General features: G+C 47.2%; 10 protein-coding genes and 1 pseudogene. 1 reads left to right on the top strand and 10 read right to left on the bottom strand.

Annotated elements, in window-relative coordinates:
- Positions 1-180 precede the first annotated feature (180 nt).
- On the bottom strand, positions 181-1,314 hold the full coding sequence (locus M1D61_RS10960) for an NAD(P)/FAD-dependent oxidoreductase (RefSeq protein ID WP_458122367.1): 1,134 nt from the start codon (positions 1,312-1,314) through the stop codon (positions 181-183).
- 240 nt (positions 1,315-1,554) lie between these two features.
- Here M1D61_RS10960 and M1D61_RS10955 point away from each other — a divergent pair, with 240 nt between their 5' ends.
- Positions 1,555-2,373 carry a M15 family metallopeptidase gene (locus M1D61_RS10955; RefSeq protein WP_458122366.1) on the top strand — a complete coding sequence of 273 codons (819 nt, stop codon included), beginning with the start codon at positions 1,555-1,557 and terminating at the stop codon, positions 2,371-2,373.
- A 128-nt stretch (positions 2,374-2,501) separates the two neighbouring features.
- Here the strand turns inward: M1D61_RS10955 and pelA are convergent, their stop codons facing one another.
- The 9 genes and pseudogenes from pelA to M1D61_RS10910 all read right to left on the bottom strand — a co-directional run bounded on the left by pelA (position 2,502) and on the right by M1D61_RS10910 (position 17,546).
- Entirely contained in the window at positions 2,502-3,464 is a 963-nt protein-coding gene (gene pelA, locus M1D61_RS10950) for a pectate lyase (protein WP_458122365.1), read from the bottom strand.
- Positions 3,465-3,765: 301 nt separating this feature from the next.
- The gene (locus tag M1D61_RS10945) at positions 3,766-5,004 is read right to left on the bottom strand and encodes an MFS transporter (protein ID WP_458122364.1); all 1,239 of its coding nucleotides are present in this window, start codon (positions 5,002-5,004) and stop codon (positions 3,766-3,768) included.
- 287 nt (positions 5,005-5,291) lie between these two features.
- A pseudogene (proS, locus tag M1D61_RS10940) lies at positions 5,292-6,901 on the bottom strand (proline--tRNA ligase).
- Between the two features lie 424 nt (positions 6,902-7,325).
- Positions 7,326-7,850 carry a hypothetical protein gene (locus M1D61_RS10935; RefSeq protein ID WP_458122363.1) on the bottom strand — a complete coding sequence of 175 codons (525 nt, stop codon included), beginning with the start codon at positions 7,848-7,850 and terminating at the stop codon, positions 7,326-7,328.
- Entirely contained in the window at positions 7,850-8,677 is an 828-nt protein-coding gene (locus M1D61_RS10930) for an alpha/beta fold hydrolase (protein WP_458122362.1), read from the bottom strand. The genes M1D61_RS10935 and M1D61_RS10930 overlap by 1 nt, the downstream gene beginning before the upstream one ends.
- A gap of 307 nt (positions 8,678-8,984) precedes the next feature.
- Complete coding sequence (locus M1D61_RS10925; protein ID WP_458122361.1) at positions 8,985-9,743, bottom strand: GNAT family N-acetyltransferase; 759 nt, start codon at positions 9,741-9,743, stop codon at positions 8,985-8,987.
- Positions 9,744-11,467: 1,724 nt separating this feature from the next.
- Positions 11,468-12,529: a protein-glutamate methylesterase/protein-glutamine glutaminase gene (locus M1D61_RS10920; protein ID WP_458122360.1), complete on the bottom strand. Its 1,062-nt coding sequence runs from the start codon at positions 12,527-12,529 to the stop codon at positions 11,468-11,470.
- Positions 12,498-13,346 carry a CheR family methyltransferase gene (locus M1D61_RS10915; protein WP_458122359.1) on the bottom strand — a complete coding sequence of 283 codons (849 nt, stop codon included), beginning with the start codon at positions 13,344-13,346 and terminating at the stop codon, positions 12,498-12,500. The genes M1D61_RS10920 and M1D61_RS10915 overlap by 32 nt, the downstream gene beginning before the upstream one ends.
- A 117-nt stretch (positions 13,347-13,463) precedes the next feature.
- Positions 13,464-17,546, bottom strand: coding sequence for a methyl-accepting chemotaxis protein (locus tag M1D61_RS10910; protein WP_458122358.1), 4,083 nt, complete (start codon positions 17,544-17,546; stop codon positions 13,464-13,466).
- Positions 17,547-17,576: the final 30 nt, after the last annotated feature.

Raw genomic sequence — 17,576 nt, 5'->3', positions numbered from 1 at the left:
CACTTTCCTTACTTTTCTTAAAATATACCAGATTACTGGTAATGCACCTCTATCAGTATACAATGGAAAAGAATACCATGCTAATCATCATTTTAAGTTGCCAGTCGACAAAAAAAGCAGCCGCTATCGCAGCTGCTTTCTCATTCTTCATATCACTCTTCATATCATCAGAAAGCAAATTTACACCTGGATATTCTCCATCGCCTCGCTGATATCATAGTCCCCAATATCAATATCCGTCTCCATACCGAGAGCCAGCTTGGCCAACTGACTGCCCAGATAAGGCCCAGCCGTCAGACCCGATGCTCCGAGTCCATTAGCAGCCAGCAGTCCGCTCCAGCCAGGCACTCTGCCGATCACTGGCAGGAAGCCGGGTGTAAATGGGCGGAATCCTACCCGAACTTCCTGCAGCGAACTGTCAGTCAGACCGGGAGCCATTTCCAGTCCTTTGTTCAGCACTTCCTGCATGCCTCCCGCCGTGACTCTTGTGTCATACCCTTCAATATCATTCTCATGGGTAGCCCCGATCACGATTCTCTGATCCTCAAAAGCGAGCAGATATTGATCGGTTGGTGGAATTACGACCGGCCAGCTGCCGGTATCCGGCTGATCTGATGTTTGCAGATGCATAATCTGCGCTTTTTGATAGCTTACCCGGAATTGAATTCCAAGCGGCTGCAGCAGTGAAGGTGCCCATGCTCCCGCACAGATAGCTACTTCATCTGCAGGGTAAGTCTCCTCTCCCACCTGCACGCCGGTGACGCTGTCAGCATCAAATTGCAGTACGGCGTCCCCATGAATTATGGTCGCCCCATTACGCACCGCCGATCGGAGCAGCGCATCCCGCAGAGCGCGTCCATCCACACGTGCTGCCCCGCTGATATACACGGCCTGATAGCCTTCCTGCAACAGTGGGAAGCGATGATGAGTCTCTTGCGCATCCAGTACGGTGATCTCGCCGATCTCCGGTGCATCGTCTCTGCGCAGACGCGCCCGCTCTTCCATTTTGGCGATTTTCCCGGGATCGGTATGAATACTGAGTGCACCTACCTGTGCATAGCCCGTATCGGTCTCACCCTCCTGCTCCAGTTCCCGGATCAGCTGCGGATAGAACCTTGCTCCACCCTTGGCCAGACGATACCACGCCTGATTGCGCCGCTGGGACAGCCATGGGCAGATAATGCCGGCGGCCGCATCGGTCGCCTGTCCCTGATCCTGCCGATCTATAATATGCACGTCCGCTCCGGACCGGGCCAGCTGATAGGCAGTCGATGCACCCAGAATCCCTGCTCCTATTACGATAACTTTCTTCATTACTCCTGTTCCTCTCTCTGTCCAGATCTCTGTGATTATACGCTATACTATCTTAGCATGAGCAGGAATGAAATCCACGTTGAATTACAAATGGCTGCATTTACAAAATGGCAGCAAGTTCGATACCATATGGATACATGGATACAATGTCGTGTCAGGATGGATACATGTATACGGTATACTGTTTATAGTTGATCAGGAGCAACCCTGGCATACCCGCTTAGAAAAGGAGAACTACACATGATGAACCAACAAGCAGTGCGAATCGCAGCTCTCGGTGCAATCTGTCTGTTGGCCGGCTGCAGCAGCAATACCATGGTCGCACAGAACTCAGGTGCCTCTGCGCCTGCTCAGGTACATACCCTTTCGGTAAATGATAATAAGACCGTTTCGGGCAATACAGTGGCAGCCGCTTCCCGGTTATCTGCGAGCAAGACTGGTACAACTACAATGAAAACGGTCACTCATCCGGAAGCAATCGATGTACTCGTAAACAAACAGAACAAACTGCCGGAAAATTATACCCCTCGTGATCTGGTGTATGCGGATGTACGCTTCACATTCAAGGAAAAGATCGAAAAGCGCAAAATGCGCAAAGAAGCCGCAGCTGCCCTGAAGCAGATGTTCGCCGCAGCCGATCAGGATGGTGTGCCGCTGGCAGGCGTCTCCGCCTATCGCTCCCATACCCGTCAGAAAGCCATCTTCGAAGGTTATGTACGCCGGGATGGAGAAGCCAAAGCCCGTACGTACAGCGCTTATCCAGGCACGAGTGAACACGAGACCGGGCTCGCTATCGATGTGAGCGGCTCCAATGGTCGTTGTGCAGCCACCGGCTGCTTTGCCGGAACCAAGGAAGCCAAATGGCTCGCCAAAAATGCCCCTGCTTACGGATTCATTATCCGCTATCCCAAAGGCAAAGAAAACATTACCGGCTATACGTATGAACCATGGCATCTGCGCTATGTAGGCAAGAGCATAGCAGGCGAGATCAGTCGCAAGCAGCTGACGCTGGAAGAATACACCGCCCAGCAGTCCGCTTCATCATCTTCTTCCTCCTGAATAAGGAGACGGTGGCTGGAACCTTCACAGCATACTGCCGATGTCTTCATAATAAAGGCAAAAAGCTTCTTCCTTTTCGTAGGAAAGAAGCTTTTTGCTTTTATTTAATTATATTTAAATACAGTATTCTAATTGATTCCCAGCTTGGATGGCCAGTTGCCGTACCAGGCGTAGCCGGTCCGTCGTTCCTGATCGATATCCTTGAGCTGGTATTTCACTACACCATCACGGCCAACGAAGATCGGCTTGTTGGTGTTCAGCTCGTAGAAGCGTGCCCAGATCGGTGTAGTTACACTCGGATCGCTGACGACAGTAACATCGGAGCTTGTCTTCACTACGCGGATACCGGTAATTTTCACAGCTTTGAACCAGTCTTCAGCCGCTTTGATGGAGGCTGTAATCTGGGAGGTTGCCGGCCGTGTCTTCAGAAAAGTAACAATACCGGTGCTCTCGCTGGCACTGAGAGAAGGTACTTCATAAATGCGTGCACCTGCAGGCTTCAGTGTACTCACATCATGCTGCTGTCCCCAGACGGTCAGTTTGCCGCCGGATACAACCTGCGATTTCAGAATGCAGTCGATGCCTTTGTCGACCGCCTGTTTGCTTTTGCCTGCCAGTGTACTGTCGATGAAAGCAAAGTCGCCCTTTTTGCCGGCCACTTCATCCAGCAGGGTCATGACACTGATCATGGCATTGTCATTGTAAGTAATATGCTGGTGATAACCGCTGCCCTGGTAGATCTGCGGCCAACCGCCATTTGCATACTGCATCTTCAGCAGGAAGTTAATGCCTTTGATAGCAGCTGCAGAATACTGGGTATTACCGGTTTTGGTATATTCGCTTGCCAATCGGCGGATCTCCGTATAGGTGGCTTTGTTATCAATGGTGGATTGGGCCCAGTCGCCGCTGGTCTCGGAGTAATTTTTTTTCCAGCCACCATCAGCCTGCTGATTTTTCAGAATGTCGGCAATACTGGCAGTTGTTCCGCTTCCGTCTGCAGCCATTACCGGTGCTGAAGTAGGGAATACCATTGCCAGAATTGCTGCAATACTTACCATTTGAAGCATAAGCCATAATCTGTTTTTTCTCATGAAAAGTCTCCTTTATCGATTGTATTGAACTGCAAGGCTGCTTGATCGCTATCCTTTGTACAGCTTTCCTTATGTGAAATAAGGATATGCTGTTTTCATTATGTAAGCGCTATCAAACATGTGGTCATTTTACATATTTTAGAATAGGGTGTCAATGAATGGATTTCTAATTTTAATGCAAAAAGGATATAACATTCTGGAATTTTCACATAAAAAAACCTCCAGCTGTATAGAGATCAGCGAGAGGCTTGCCCAAAATGAACAGGATAAATCAACAATCCATCTTGATAAATGTTTGTCCTTACTGCGCGTACTTCAGCTTCTGGTTCACCCGTTCAGAGGAGAACAGCATAAGTACGATGTATGCGAGTACGACGGCAGGAAACAACCCGATCTGAATATACGCAGCGACCAATCCGAACAGCGGCGGCAAAATCGTGATGCCTATATAGGCGGTTGCCAGCTGGTAGCCCATCAGCCGGGTCGAATTTTGTTCGCCAAATCGGGCAGGTGTCTCATGCAGCAGTCCTGGGAAGATCGGGGCAAATCCAAGTCCGATCAGAATCAGTCCACTCATGAGCAGAATCGGTGGCAGCGGCAGAACCAATAATACGCCTCCCAATATAGCCACAAGCTGACCGATCAGGATCAATTTCCGGTTGGTCATCCGCAGTGTCAGAAAGCCGGTGATCAGCCTGCCCAGTGTAATGCCTCCAAAATAAAGTGACACCCATCCGGCCGCAGTCTCCGGTGTAATGCCCCGGTCACCAACGAGGAAGCTCGCTCCCCACAGACCTACAGTTGCTTCCGCCCCACAGTAAAAAAGAAAAGTCAGCAGCGTAAAGCTGACACCACGGATACGCAGCGGATGTGTAACCGCTTTCGATGATGAGTTGGTGTTATCCTGCGACCCATCTGCCGCAGATGATACCTCATTCGTCTGCGGATTGGCAGACAATTTCTCCCGTGCTCGTTCTTCCTCCTGCAGCCGGGCGACCTTGTTCCAGAGCGGAAGGGTCAACAGCAAAATAATGACCAGCCCGAACTGAATCACTGCCACCGCCTGATAGCCGCCTCTCCAGGAACTCTCCGTTCCCATATAATAGGACATAATGATAGGTCCGGACGTTGCCCCTACGCCCCAGAAGCAGTGCAGCCAGCTCATATGGTGTGCCTTGTAGTGGGCAGCAACATAATGATTCAGTCCCGAGTCCACCGCACCTGCTCCGATTCCGAGGGGAATCGCCAGCACCGCCAGCCATGTCAATGACGGGACAAAGGAAAAGCCCAGTAGCGCTCCGGCGGTCAGACAGCAGCTGATCAGCGTAACCAGACCGGTACCCAGCTTCTCCAGGAGCTTGCCGCTCGCCAGGCTGGAAATAATCGTGCCGACCGATGCGATAACCGACAGCGTACCGGCTGCTCCCATCGGAGCATGAATATCCTGATGCATAACCGGCCAGGCCGCTCCTAACATGGAATCCGGAATGCCGAGGCTGATAAAGGATAAATAGATTACAATCAGAAACAGTGTTGCCATATGTACGTTAACCCCCATCTATGGAATATCTGCTGATTCAGCATCTATCATATCACCAGTTCCAGACTTTTTAAAACCTTTATTAAAAGTAATATTCATTTTGAATCCACATACCGACTATTGATGGACCCTATCAAAAAAATGCAAATTTCCATACAGGCAGACACCGGCACATCTGTGAAGGCTTACAGCGTACCGGTTCACCCATATAATAATCCGGAATCATCCATATTACTCTGCCTGTAATACCATATCGCGAAAAATCGTCGATTAACGTCGTTCCCGGGTTACCTCTGCTGCCCGATACGCTGAATTACTCCTTCCAGAGTCATCTGCTCCCGGATACCTGAACTCCGCTCTACATACTCCACTTCTCCTGCAGCTGCTCCTTTGCCTATAACGATGCGCAGGGGAATTCCGATCAGGTCGGAATCCTTGAACTTCACGCCTGCCCGTTCATCACGATCATCCAGCAGTACCTCGTAACAAGCTTGGTATAATCGGTCATAAAGCTCCATGGCTATTCTCATCTGCTGCTCATCCCGGACAGAGATCGGGATAAGATGTACCAGATAAGGCGCAATGGATGCAGGCCAGCAGATCCCCTGCTCATCATGATGCTGCTCCACGATCGCAGCCACCAGTCGGGACACCCCGATACCGTAGCAGCCCATACGGATAGGCTGCTCCCGTCCGGACGAATCGGTATAGTTCGCATTCATCGCAGCGCTGTATTTGTCTCCCAGCTGAAAGACATGTCCGACTTCGATCCCCCGATAAAGATGGATGCTTCCTTCCCGGCAGCGAGGACAGCGATCTCCCTCACGGACAGTTCGGAAATCTCCGGTATGCTGAAGCTGGTGCAGCAGACCTGCAGATAATTTTTGACCTTGATCTCATTAATCTCCTCATCGCCGCGAATAAGCACCGCAACCGGCTCCTGATCGGCCAGAAAGATCACTGTTTTGATAATTCGGTCCGGTGTGATCGATAGTGACTCGGTCAGCTGGGCAATACTGCGCAGACCTGGCGTATGAAAATGCTCAGGCGACCGACTTGCTATAGAATCGGCATCAAGCGTAGAGGTATCGATATCGGTTGTATGTGGAATCGTAATCTCTTCCCCGGTAAAGGCTATGGTGCCATTACTGCCGGATGACTGTACAAAAGCTTCCGGTGCAGACTCAGCCTTTTCCAGATTGGCGGCATATTCGCAGTGTGTACAGACGACGATGGTGTCCTCGCCCGCCTCCGTGATTGCCGTAAACTCATGAGTGCAGCCCTCTCCTCCAATCGTACCGGCATCTGCTTCTACTGCTCGGAAATCCAGCCCGCAGCGTTCAAAAATACGGTGATAAGCTTCATACATACGCGTATATGCCTGCTGCATCGTCTCTTCATCCGCTGCAAAAGAATAGGCATCCTTCATCAGAAATTCCCTTCCACGCAGCAGACCGGATCGCGGACGCCTTTCATCCCGGTACTTGGTCTGAATCTGATACAGGGTAACCGGCAGCTGGCGGTAGGAACCCACCTCGCTGCGGATCAGATCCGTGATCACTTCCTCATGGGTCGGTCCGAGCACGAAGTCCCGCTGGTGCCGATCCTGCAAACGGATCAGCTCTTCGCCATACACCTCGTAGCGACCGGATTCCTGCCACAGCTCTGCAGGCTGCATCGCCGGCAGCAGCACTTCCTGTGCACCGGTTCTGTCCATCTCTTCACGGATAATCTGTTCTATTTTACGCAGTACAATGCGTCCTAGCGGCAGATACGTATAGATTCCCGCGGCGAGCTGGCGAATATAGCCTGCCCGCAGCAGCAGACGGTGGCTGGCTGACTCTGTATCACCAGGAGATTCGCGCAGTGTGACGGCTAGCAGTTGGCTCTGTTTCATGATAAGTTCCTCCCGTAAAATAAGTGTATAACAACAAAAAGACGCATCCGTCAGGGACGAATGCGTCGTGGTACCACCCTAATTTCGATTATGTATCTGCACTGGGATTCCTGCTGCGCCAATCAGACAGACGATATGCAGGATAACATAATCCTTCAGCCGTTAACGGAGGCATCCGGCAATGACAGGCACAGAAGTTCAAGTAGATCTTTTACCTGTATTGCAGCTTACAGGATAGGACCGGGTTCAGTCGCGGCGGGAAACCTTGCAGCCGGTGGGTTTCCTCTCTGGACAGCGGTGGAAGAACCAGGGATCCTGATCATGGCAATTTGGTATTAACACTATCGAATATAATGAATTCCATACTTTCTAAAATAAGTTAGTATAGAGATTACTCGATCCGCTGTAAAGTTGTCAAGAGTGATCAGGCCCTTTTGGACCTTTTTGCATAGGATTCCATTAATTCAAGCGTTTGTTCCTGCAAATCGATCTCTCGGGTCATTTCTTCCTGATGGTTTGTTGAACTTGTTGTATAATCCTTCATTATGTCCAGCTTGCTTTGCAGCCGCTTTGCTTCCAGCCTTAAAAGCTGAATCTGCTCTTCGTGGTTTATATCCTGATTCATAGGGAGCAATATCAACTCATACACAGGCATGCCATCCCGCTCACGAAGCCTTGCATTAATAAGAAATGGGATTTCTGTATCATTACCCGACTTTATCGAAAGCTGAATGGCTTCAATATTGGTATTCAAACGAATATGCGGAATAAAATACATTTGATAAAAAAGACGGCTTGCACGGCTAAGAATGGATTCAAAGTGACAGCCATAGAGTCCATTCTGATTATAACCAAGCAGCAGAAGCAGGGTTTCGTTTGCAGCTATAATATGATGATCAGAAGATAGTGATACATAGCCGCAAAATACCTGCTCTGGTTGTTCCGCCATCAGGTTGACATCTCCGTTTCCGCGACGAACTGAGCGAGATATTCTTTAATCAAGAAAATAGTCTCGTCGGGATGGCTCATATGAGGACAATGTCCGGTTGCATCCATTAGTTGAAATATACTCTGTGGAATCTGCTGATGCATATAAGCACCCACTTCAAGGGGAGCGATATAATCCTGATCACATTGTAAAATAAGTGCCGGTGTCGTCACATGCTGCAGCGCAGAACGATAATCCGACATAAAAGTAATCTCGGCAAACTGCTGTATAATAACCGGATCAGACATGCAAAAACTCTCATGTAATTCCGCAGTCAACTCTGGTTGATCCGGGTTGCCCATGGCAATTGGTGCCAGAAAGCTGGCCCAGCTTGTATGATTTTGCTTCATTAACGAAAGAAGTTCTTCGATATCCTTTTGTTCAAAACCGCCTACGTAGTCGGGTAAATCATTGATGTATCGAGGCGAAGGAGCAATCAGGATCAGATTTTTAAAATAACCGGGTTTGCATAATGAAGCAAGTAGACCGATCATACCACTTACCGAGTGGCCAACAAATATCGGATTTTCCAGCTGAAGTACATCACAAATCTGCAGCATATCTTCTGCATAACCGGTAAGCTGATTATGGCGGTCAGCATCATAAGCCTGCAGATCGGATTTCCCCGAGCCAATATGATCAAATAAAACCACTTTATAATTTTCTTCAAAGGCAGGGACGATGAATCGCCACATATTTTGGTCGCATCCAAAACCATGAGCAAAAACAATGGGCTGACTTCCCTGCCCTGTAACTTTTACATTATTTCGACTCAGGATATTAGACATAGCAGCTCCTTTCTTGAAGAGGACAATGGGTATTCTAAACTTCAGTATATCTTAAATCTGAAGAATATTGCATCAAATTTTAATAAATATATTCAGTTGACTGTGTTTATCACTAATTATTAACACATTTATATCAAATAAATTAAAATTATGTAAAAAATAGAGTTAAATACCAAATATGGCGGCTATCTCTTTTAACAGATATTAGCGAAGCAGGTTAGAAAAATAACATAGAAAACAGCAAAAAAGCGCCCGAGAATAACTCGAACGCCTGAAACCATCTTTTTACTTTCAGGAGAAGGAAGGATTAATACCGCATCCATACATCTTCATATTGCGAATTGCGTTTGAACTGGGTTAATGCATACGAGCAGGTAGGGAGAATTTTTTTGTTCTCCGCCCGAGCCGCCTGTACGACCTGATCCAGCAACCCGCGAGCGATGGAACCGCCACGGTATTCCGGGTTCACATACGTATGATTCAGCGTCCAGGTATCACTTTCGGGTCCGGGAATGTAGGTAATCTCGCCGATGATCTCTTCATCCTTTTTCAGGAAAAAGGCAGTGCCTTCCTTGATCAGCTGTCCACCCTCGATTAGTTCTGAACCAGGGTTATCGTAGACCGGTGTAATGGCTGTAGCATGCGGCGGCTGCAGCTCGGGCAGTTGGTTCACCGATGAACTGATCGTGCCTGTATGTTGTATAGTATTGCTGCCTGACTCGTTAGACGAATCCTGATCAGGCGCGAATCCACCGCCAGGAGTGTTGAATTCTTCTTTGACAATAGAGACGCTCTGCTTTACATCCTGTGTGGCAGATGTCAGATTGCTGCGGGTATGCTGTACTGCTGTCTTGCTGCTCTGAAGGCCTGCTTTGAATTGATCAGTGGAAGTCTTGGCCTCCCGGGAAGTTTCCTTGGCATGTTCCATCGTATGCTGTAAATTTTGTTTGGCTTCATCAACATCGCTCTTTACGTCGTTGAGTGTAGCCTTGATGCCATCCATTGCCTGCTTTGCCTCATTGATACTATCTTTGATGCCTTTTAATTCCTTGATTGGATTTTTCATTAGGTACTCCTCCATTCCTCGCTGTCCGCCAGCCCGTGTTGCAGCAGGGAGCAGTCATCTTGTTGCAGGATGAGTATGGATTGTCTGCCTCTCATCCGCTTTGTTATATAGTTATTACCCAATCTTCTGCGCTTATCCCTCTCGTGCTGATTTTTACCTGTGTTTTACATTACATATACTTTTGATCAGACGAATGTAAATTATGAAAAAACTATTTTTAAGAGTTTTTTTCGCTTTTTATAATGAAAATGTGAAAAAAAAGAAGGAAAAAGCTGGGATTTAGAGCATGCGAGATGTATTTGATCGTCTCGGGATTTTACACTCTCTTAATGCATTTTATAGCGTTTTCATTTTCCGGACATCGGGAGTATGATGTAGACATCACCAACAAGCAACGCTTCAACAACAAGCACCATCGGCGTTGTCAGGTGATTCACTCCAATCTTTCTTTACTTGAGAAAGGAGAGATCGTCCAATGGAATAGGTTAGCGAAGCATACTGGTTCAACTGCAGAACAATCTGGCATCCGTGAAAATGCCCATGATCGCAGATTGCAGGTATGCGGGACATCAATCTAGCTCATTAGACGGAAATGTAAGGCTGTAAGAAGGAAGAAGCTTTTTCAAGCAAGCATCAACTACTTGCGGGAAAGGAGCAGGATTCCGTTGGAAAAAGGTAGCGAAGCATACTAGCACAATTTCACGCAAGAGAAACGTAGTGACAGCGTTTTTCGTGAACATTGGAGTATGCGGGGAGTAAATCGGCGGTACAGAGTCAAATTACGACAGAAAGTAGGCTAGGAATGAACTGTTTTCAAGCAAGCAGGACCAATACTTGCTAAGAAGGGAGCAGGATTCCAATGCAATAGCGTAAGCGAAGCATATTATAATCGACTGCACATCGGAAGGTGTCCGTGAAAACATCTTTTGCAGTTCGTGGATATGTGGGGACTCATACGAATTTTTGATTTTGAATAATTTTGTTCCTATGATTGGTATCAGGAAATAAAAGCAATATGTACGACATTCTTCAAACAGGTTTTTTGAAATTTTAAGACGTTTTAAGTTTTGAATGTTCAGGTACGCAGGCTTTAAATTTTAAAATGCTTTAGATCTTTCATTTACGAACCGTTTTTGAAATGGATGTTTGTAGAACGAAATTACTGTATTCATTTTGATTATGATGAAAGGCTGTGAACAGAGGAAAATGCTATTTTCGAACAATGTTGCAATAACATGTTAGGAAGGGAGCAGGATTCCAATGAAACAGGTTAGCGAGGCATGCTAGATCGGTCTCACGCAAGAAAAGCGTCAGTGAAAACGTTTTTCGTGATATCGTGGTATGCTGGAACTCATCCCATATGCAAGGACATGGATGATTCATTGTAAATGTGCGGACGAAATCTCTTCACCGTAAATCAGGTGAAAACCATGAACCGTGTATTCAGCCCGTCGAAAAGGGGAATAACGGACATGCGAAGCTTTTCGGATAAAGCTTCCCTAAAATGAAATCGATGAACAATCGCTAAACGGTTGTCTGCGACTGCAGAGCTAAGGCAATCGGCAGCATGGAGCGGTGCAAGTCTATACCATGTCAAGCATGTGGATTGTTGTATAGGAGGATAGGTTACAATTGAATATTGCTATCAATGATTAAACCCCCGTAGCCTTGTTAATTCAAGTATGCGGGGGATTTATGTGTGTATACATAAGTTTGATCAATACTTACGAAGGAACAAAAGCAAAATTCATAAGATTTTGATAAATCTGAGACAAAGGTACTTGTCGATCTGATAGCCCTGCCTCATACACAGAGCGGGGCATTCCATAAACGACACAGGATTCTTCGGATTCTGTAATCACTCTTCCCTTTTTTTTCTTTACTTCTGTACATCCTTTGGTACCATCCACGCCCATTCCCGTAAGAATAGCTGTCAGTAGACGATCTGAATATACAGGTGCTGCAGAATGAAGAGTAATATCAATAGACGGTTTGTAGAGAGCTTCTTTTGCGATATCCGAACGGATATCTAAGCGGATCTTTCCGTCCGCTTGGCGTTCCAGTAGAGTCTGAAAACCTGCTGGGGCAATATAAATAATGCCAGCGCGTAATTCTTCTCCATGCTCTGCTTCTTTTACATGCAGTGTGCATAAATTGTTAAAACGATCAGCTAATGGCCGTGTGAAGCCGGGAGGCATATGCTGCACCACCAGTACGGGAATAGGCAGATTTGCCGGAAAGCGTGGAAGAATAGACTGTAGAGCTGAAGGTCCTCCGGTAGAACAACCAATAATAATTAAATCAGTTATAGACTTCTGACGGACAGGCTCTTTTTTTTCAAATTCAGCCGGAGCCGGAGTACCAGGAATCTCAGGCTTGATAATTTTGGCACGGGCAGCCGCCTTTACACGTTCCAGAAAGTCTTTGACTATGACTTTATCGTTTGCATCATTGATTAGATGATCCTTGAGGAAAAAGTCGACTGCGCCCAGTTCCAGTGCCTTAATGGTAGCTTCGGTTCCTTTGTCGGTCTGCACACTAAGCATAACAACAGGTACCGGGTGGTCTTTCATAATCTTTTGTAAAGCTGTAATACCATCCATCTCTGGCATTTCTACATCCATTGTCACAATGTCCGGTTTAAAACGTTCTACTTTTTCAATCGCTTCCTGACCATTACGGGCGATTCCCACTACAAAAAAATCAGAATCTTCTTCAAATAAAAGACTAATCGCCCTCCGCATAAATGCGGAGTCATCCACAATCAGTACCCCGTATTTGCCCATTATCGCCGACCCCTTTTCTATAATAAAAAGCATGATTGGACTTTACGGTTTCAAATCCTCTGCCCATTCCGCGAATGGATTCTGCATGTCCTAAAAATAAATACCCTCCTGGATGCAGCATGTCATAAAAACTTTGAATAATTCTTTCAATAGTTTGATCATCAAAGTAAATCAATACATTGCGACAGAAAATAATATCCACTTTTCCAATCGGCTCCAGCTGTGAAGAAGCCAGAAGATTGGCATGACGAAATTGTGTCATATGACGTATAGCTGGTTTTACTCTGTACCCGTTATGCTCGGCCTCAAAAAATTGCTCCAGCTGTTCAGGAGTCGTTCGCCGAAAACACAAGGAAGATTTGGGGTAGTAGCCTTCTGCTGCTACTTTCAACACCCGTTGGTTGATATCTGAACCAATAATACGTACAGGTTGTTTAAGCATAGGAATAATGCTCTGGGCTGTCATACCAATACTGTACGGCTCTTCACCCGTCGAACAGGCAGCACTCCAGATCTTGATTTCATCTTTCACTGGATAGGTCTGCAAAATGCGAGCTAATTCATCGAACTGTGCTTCTTCTCGGAAGAAATAAGTTTCATTAATCGTAATATGCTGGGTTAGAAGTTCCCACTCGTCAGGGTTCTTTTTCAGATAGGGAATATAATCAGCGCAGGAAAGCTGGAGCTCTGACAAGCGTCGCATCACCTTGGGTTCCAGTGTAAACAGATTATTTGTATAATTCAGCCCGCAGTGTTTATAAATTAGCTGTGAAAGCTGAAGAAGCTGCTGCTCATCAATAGTAGACTTGTCTATCATGTTCATCGGTTCCTTTCCGAATATGAGAATACTATATATAGGGGAAGAAGCCTTTGGTTCCTAAAGGCTTCTTCCGGTAAAGGCAGAATCTATAAAGTTGATATCATATCAACAAAATTAATTGTATCTTACGTTAAGCAGTGATTGACGAACAGACTGGCTGCGATCTGCTGCATCTGCCACTACGCTGTTCATGCGGCGAAGTTCGTCACTGAAGCGACCTACAAATTGTCCAGCTTCATTTACATCTCGGGCAAGCTTTTTGCCATGATCAACATGCTCTTTCAGTGCCTCTGCGGTCTGTTCTGCATATTTCGCCATATCATTCAACTTCTCGTTGAATTGACGGTCCAATTGCACGTGTTCGCGAGCGGCTCCACTCATATTTTCCATTGATTTTTGAGTCTGTTCTGCGGTTTTATAGACTTTACCAGCATGGCTGCTTTGCTCTTGAATGAGCGAGTGAAGTTGTTTGGCCTGATAGGCTGCCTGTTCGCCTGCTACGGATAGATGACGTCCCTGACGAGCTTGCTGATCGGTGAAATCTTTGATATCTGCAAGCTGTTTTCTTGCATTACGGATATCACCGATGACCGAGTCGGCAGCGGCTGTCTGGTCCTCGACCGCTTGGGATACTTGCTGGGATTGAGTAGTAATGTTGTTCATCTCGCCAATAATGGATTTATTCTGCTCCGTTTGTTCTGCCACTGCCTGGCTAACCTGGCGCACCTGTTCACGAGCATTAACAATTCCTTTTTGAATATGATCGGCATTGGTTGTCTGTTCCTGCATGGCGACAGCAACCTGTTCGGTTTGTCTGGTTACATTTTCCATAGCTTTAACGATTTCTCTGCTTTGCTTGGCCTGTTCGATGGTTGCTGTAGTGATCTGCGCAACCTGTTCACGGGCATTTACAATTCCCTTGGCAATTTCTTCGGCTCCAAGTACTTGCTCTTTGACTGCATGAGTCACCAATTCAGCCTGCTTGGTCACGTTTGCTATAGCATTCGTTACTTCTTTGCCCTGTTTGGCCTGTTCGATCATAGCTGTGCTGATCTGACGAATCTGTTCACGGGCATTGGCGGTTCCCTGAATGACTTCTTCAACAGAAGATGCTTGTTCTGTCGTTGCTACAGTCACCTGCTCCGCCTGTCTGGTCACATTTTCGACAGCAACTACAATTTCCTTGCTCTGTTTGGCAAGTTCAATCGTCGCATAAGTGATCTGGCTGACCTGCTCACGCGAGTTCACAACGCCTTTAACGACTTCTTCAACTGCAACTGCCTGTTCGCGTACTGCTGAAGTGACCAGCTCTGCCTGATTATTCACATTGCTTACAGCGCGTGAAATTTCTCTGCCCTGCTTGCTTTGCTCTATCATGGCTGCGGATACCTGACGTACCTGCTCACGAGCATTCGCAATGCCGCGGATAACTTCTTCTACACCTTTTACTTGCTCATTTGTAGCTGTAGTAACCATCTCTGCCTGACGCGTTACATTTTCTACTGCTTTGACGATTTCTACACTTTGCTTGGCTTGTTCGGTTGTAGCTGTGCTGATTTGTGCAACCTGGTCTCGTGCATTACCTACGCCCAGCATGATCTCACTGACACCAATGGATTGCTCTTTCATGGCAGCGCTGACCATCTCCGCCTGCTTGGTTACATTATCTACAGCCTTGGCAATATTTTTGCCTTGCTTCGCCTGTTCTTGAGTAGCGGAAGTAACCTGGCGCACCTGCTCACGGGCATTGCCAACACCCTTGATGATTTCTTCTACACCGGCTGCCTGCTCACGTGCAGCTGCAGTGACCATTTCGGTCTGTTCTACCAATTGGGATATGGCAACTACCACGCTTTCTGCACCTTTAGCTTGTTCGACAGTAGCCGTAGTAATCTGACCTACTTCTGTACTAATACGATCCATGCCACCAACAATCTTCTGAATTGCGCTGCCTGCCTCATCTGCCAGTACGGTTCCCTGTTGGACTTTTTCAGTTCCCAGATCAATAGCCTCGATGGCATCGGAAGTTTCAGACTGGATGCCTTTGATTAACTGGGCGATTTCTTTGGTTGCTTTGGCACTGCGTTCTGCAAGTTTGCGAACTTCTTCTGCGACGACGGCAAATCCTTTACCGTGCTCGCCTGCACGAGCGGCTTCGATAGCTGCATTCAAAGCCAGCAGATTGGTCTGTTCTGCGATATCGTCAATGACTTCGATAATACTGCCGATTTCTTCGGAGCTTTTACCAAGATTTGTCATAACCTTGGATGCTTTCAGCACCACATCTGCAATTTCCTTCATTCCCTGTACGGACTGTACAATGGAAGTTCGGCCCTCCTGGGCATCTGTCATTACGGTCGTCGTAAGGGAATTTACAGTCTGGGCGTTTTTGGCTACTTGTTCGATGGAGGCGGCCATTTGCTGAGTAGCTGCAGATGTATCACCAGCAAAGCGCTGAAGCTGCTCTGCATTACCTGCTACACCCTTGATCGAATGACCCATCTGTTCAATGGAAGCAGAGATTTGCTCTACTGAGCTGGCTGTGCTTTCCGCATTACCAGCTACCTGCTCGATGGAAACGACCATCTCCTGTACAGCATCTGTTGTCTCGCGCGCAGAAGAGGTCAGGCTTTCGGCATTACCGGCCACGCCTTGGATCGAACTGCTCATTTCTTCAATGGCGGCAGAGATCTGTTCGACAGAGCTTGCTGTGCTTATGCTGTTGCCAGCCACCTGCTGAACCGAAGCGGCCATTTCCTGAATAGCTGCTGCTGTCTCCTGGGCGGAAGCGGTCAGGCTCTCGGCATTGCTGGCCACGCCTTGGATCGAACTGCCCATTTCTTCGATGGCAGCAGAAATTTCTTCTACAGATTCCGTTGTACTCTGCGCATTACCAGTGACCTGTTCGATGGAAACGACCATTTCCTGTACAGATTCAGTCATTTCTTCGGCGGACGCAGACAGATTCTCTGCATTGCCAGCTACGCCTTGGATCGAACTGCTCATTTCTTCAATGGAAGCTGCAATTTGTTCTACCGAACCAGCTGTGCTTGTAGCATTACCGGATACCTGCTGTACAGCAGCAGCCATTTCCTGAATAGCTGCTGCTGTCTCCTCGGCAGAAGCAGTCAAGCTCTCTGCATTACCAGCTACCTGAGTGATAGAAGCTCCCATTTGTTCCATCGCAGCAGAGATTTGCTCAACAGAGCCTACAGTGCTTTCGGCATTGCCGGCTACTTGAGTAATGGAAGCTGTCATTTCCTGCATCGCTTCAGACGTTTCGCGTGCAGAATCTGTCAGGCTCTCCGCATTATCAGATACGCCTTGAATTGAGCGACTCATTTGCTCAATGGAGGCAGAGATTTGCTCTACAGAGCTAGCTGTGCTCTCACTATTTCCAGCTACCTGCTGAATGGAAGCGGCCATTTCCTGCACAGCTGCTGTTGTTTCTTCAGCAGAAGCAGTGAGGCTCTGCGTATTAGCAGCTACGCTCTCAATAGAAGTGCTCATCTGCCCAATCAGTTCTGAAATACCTTCTACAGAGCCGGATGCACTTGTAGCATTCCCTTGCAGCTGTGTTACCGATTGACTCATTTCCTGAAGTGCTGCGAACGTCTCCTGCAGAGAATCGGTTAGACTGGTTACATTGCTGTTTACACCTTTGATGGAAGCCCCCATTTGTTCAATGGATACAGCAATCCCTTCAACAGATGCTGTCGTCTTGCTTGCGTAATCTACAATATGTTCAATAGCTCCAACTACGGATTTGATACCGGAATCTGTATCTGCGGTTTCTTTTACAACCAATTCAACCGCTTGTTCGGCTTGTACAGCTATTTTGTTCAGTTGTTCTGTTGCCTGCAGCAGTCGATCCGTTGATTGTTCATTTGCTTCAGAGATATGCAGTGAATTTACGAGCCGGTCGGATAATTGTGCTGCATCCTGCACTGATTTTCTCATTTGTTCAGCATGTTTTACGGTATTTTCAAGCGAACCTGCCAGCTCTTTGGCTGCTTGTACGGAGGATTCGGTATCGTATATTTTTCTGCGTGTGTTTTCAGTAATTTCGGAAGAAAGCATAGCCAGGTCTTTCAGCTTTTGTTCCAGGGTCTGAGTGTCCTGTACCGCCTGGCTTACACTACGCTCAATACCAAGCTCGTTAATTCTTCTTGCTGCAATTTTTGACGTAAAACTCATAGATGGTTCCTCCTGTAATGTGGCTAAGAC

Source organism: Paenibacillus sp. Z6-24, from assembly GCF_054161335.1.
The sequence above is the reverse complement of the archived record's forward strand: the minus strand, read 5'-3'. Positions and strand labels throughout refer to the sequence as shown.

Excerpts from the sequence above, each read along its gene's own strand:
- M1D61_RS10960 (WP_458122367.1), bottom strand. The coding sequence starts at position 1,314 with ATGAAGAAAGTTATCGTAATAGGAGCAGGGATTCTGGGTGCATCGACT.
- M1D61_RS10955 (WP_458122366.1), top strand. The coding sequence starts at position 1,555 with ATGATGAACCAACAAGCAGTGCGAATCGCAGCTCTCGGTGCAATCTGT.
- pelA (WP_458122365.1), bottom strand. The coding sequence starts at position 3,464 with ATGAGAAAAAACAGATTATGGCTTATGCTTCAAATGGTAAGTATTGCA.
- M1D61_RS10945 (WP_458122364.1), bottom strand. The coding sequence starts at position 5,004 with ATGGCAACACTGTTTCTGATTGTAATCTATTTATCCTTTATCAGCCTC.
- M1D61_RS10935 (WP_458122363.1), bottom strand. The coding sequence starts at position 7,850 with ATGGCGGAACAACCAGAGCAGGTATTTTGCGGCTATGTATCACTATCT.
- M1D61_RS10930 (WP_458122362.1), bottom strand. The coding sequence starts at position 8,677 with ATGTCTAATATCCTGAGTCGAAATAATGTAAAAGTTACAGGGCAGGGA.
- M1D61_RS10925 (WP_458122361.1), bottom strand. The coding sequence starts at position 9,743 with ATGAAAAATCCAATCAAGGAATTAAAAGGCATCAAAGATAGTATCAAT.
- M1D61_RS10920 (WP_458122360.1), bottom strand. The coding sequence starts at position 12,529 with ATGGGCAAATACGGGGTACTGATTGTGGATGACTCCGCATTTATGCGG.
- M1D61_RS10915 (WP_458122359.1), bottom strand. The coding sequence starts at position 13,346 with ATGATAGACAAGTCTACTATTGATGAGCAGCAGCTTCTTCAGCTTTCA.
- M1D61_RS10910 (WP_458122358.1), bottom strand. The coding sequence starts at position 17,546 with ATGAGTTTTACGTCAAAAATTGCAGCAAGAAGAATTAACGAGCTTGGT.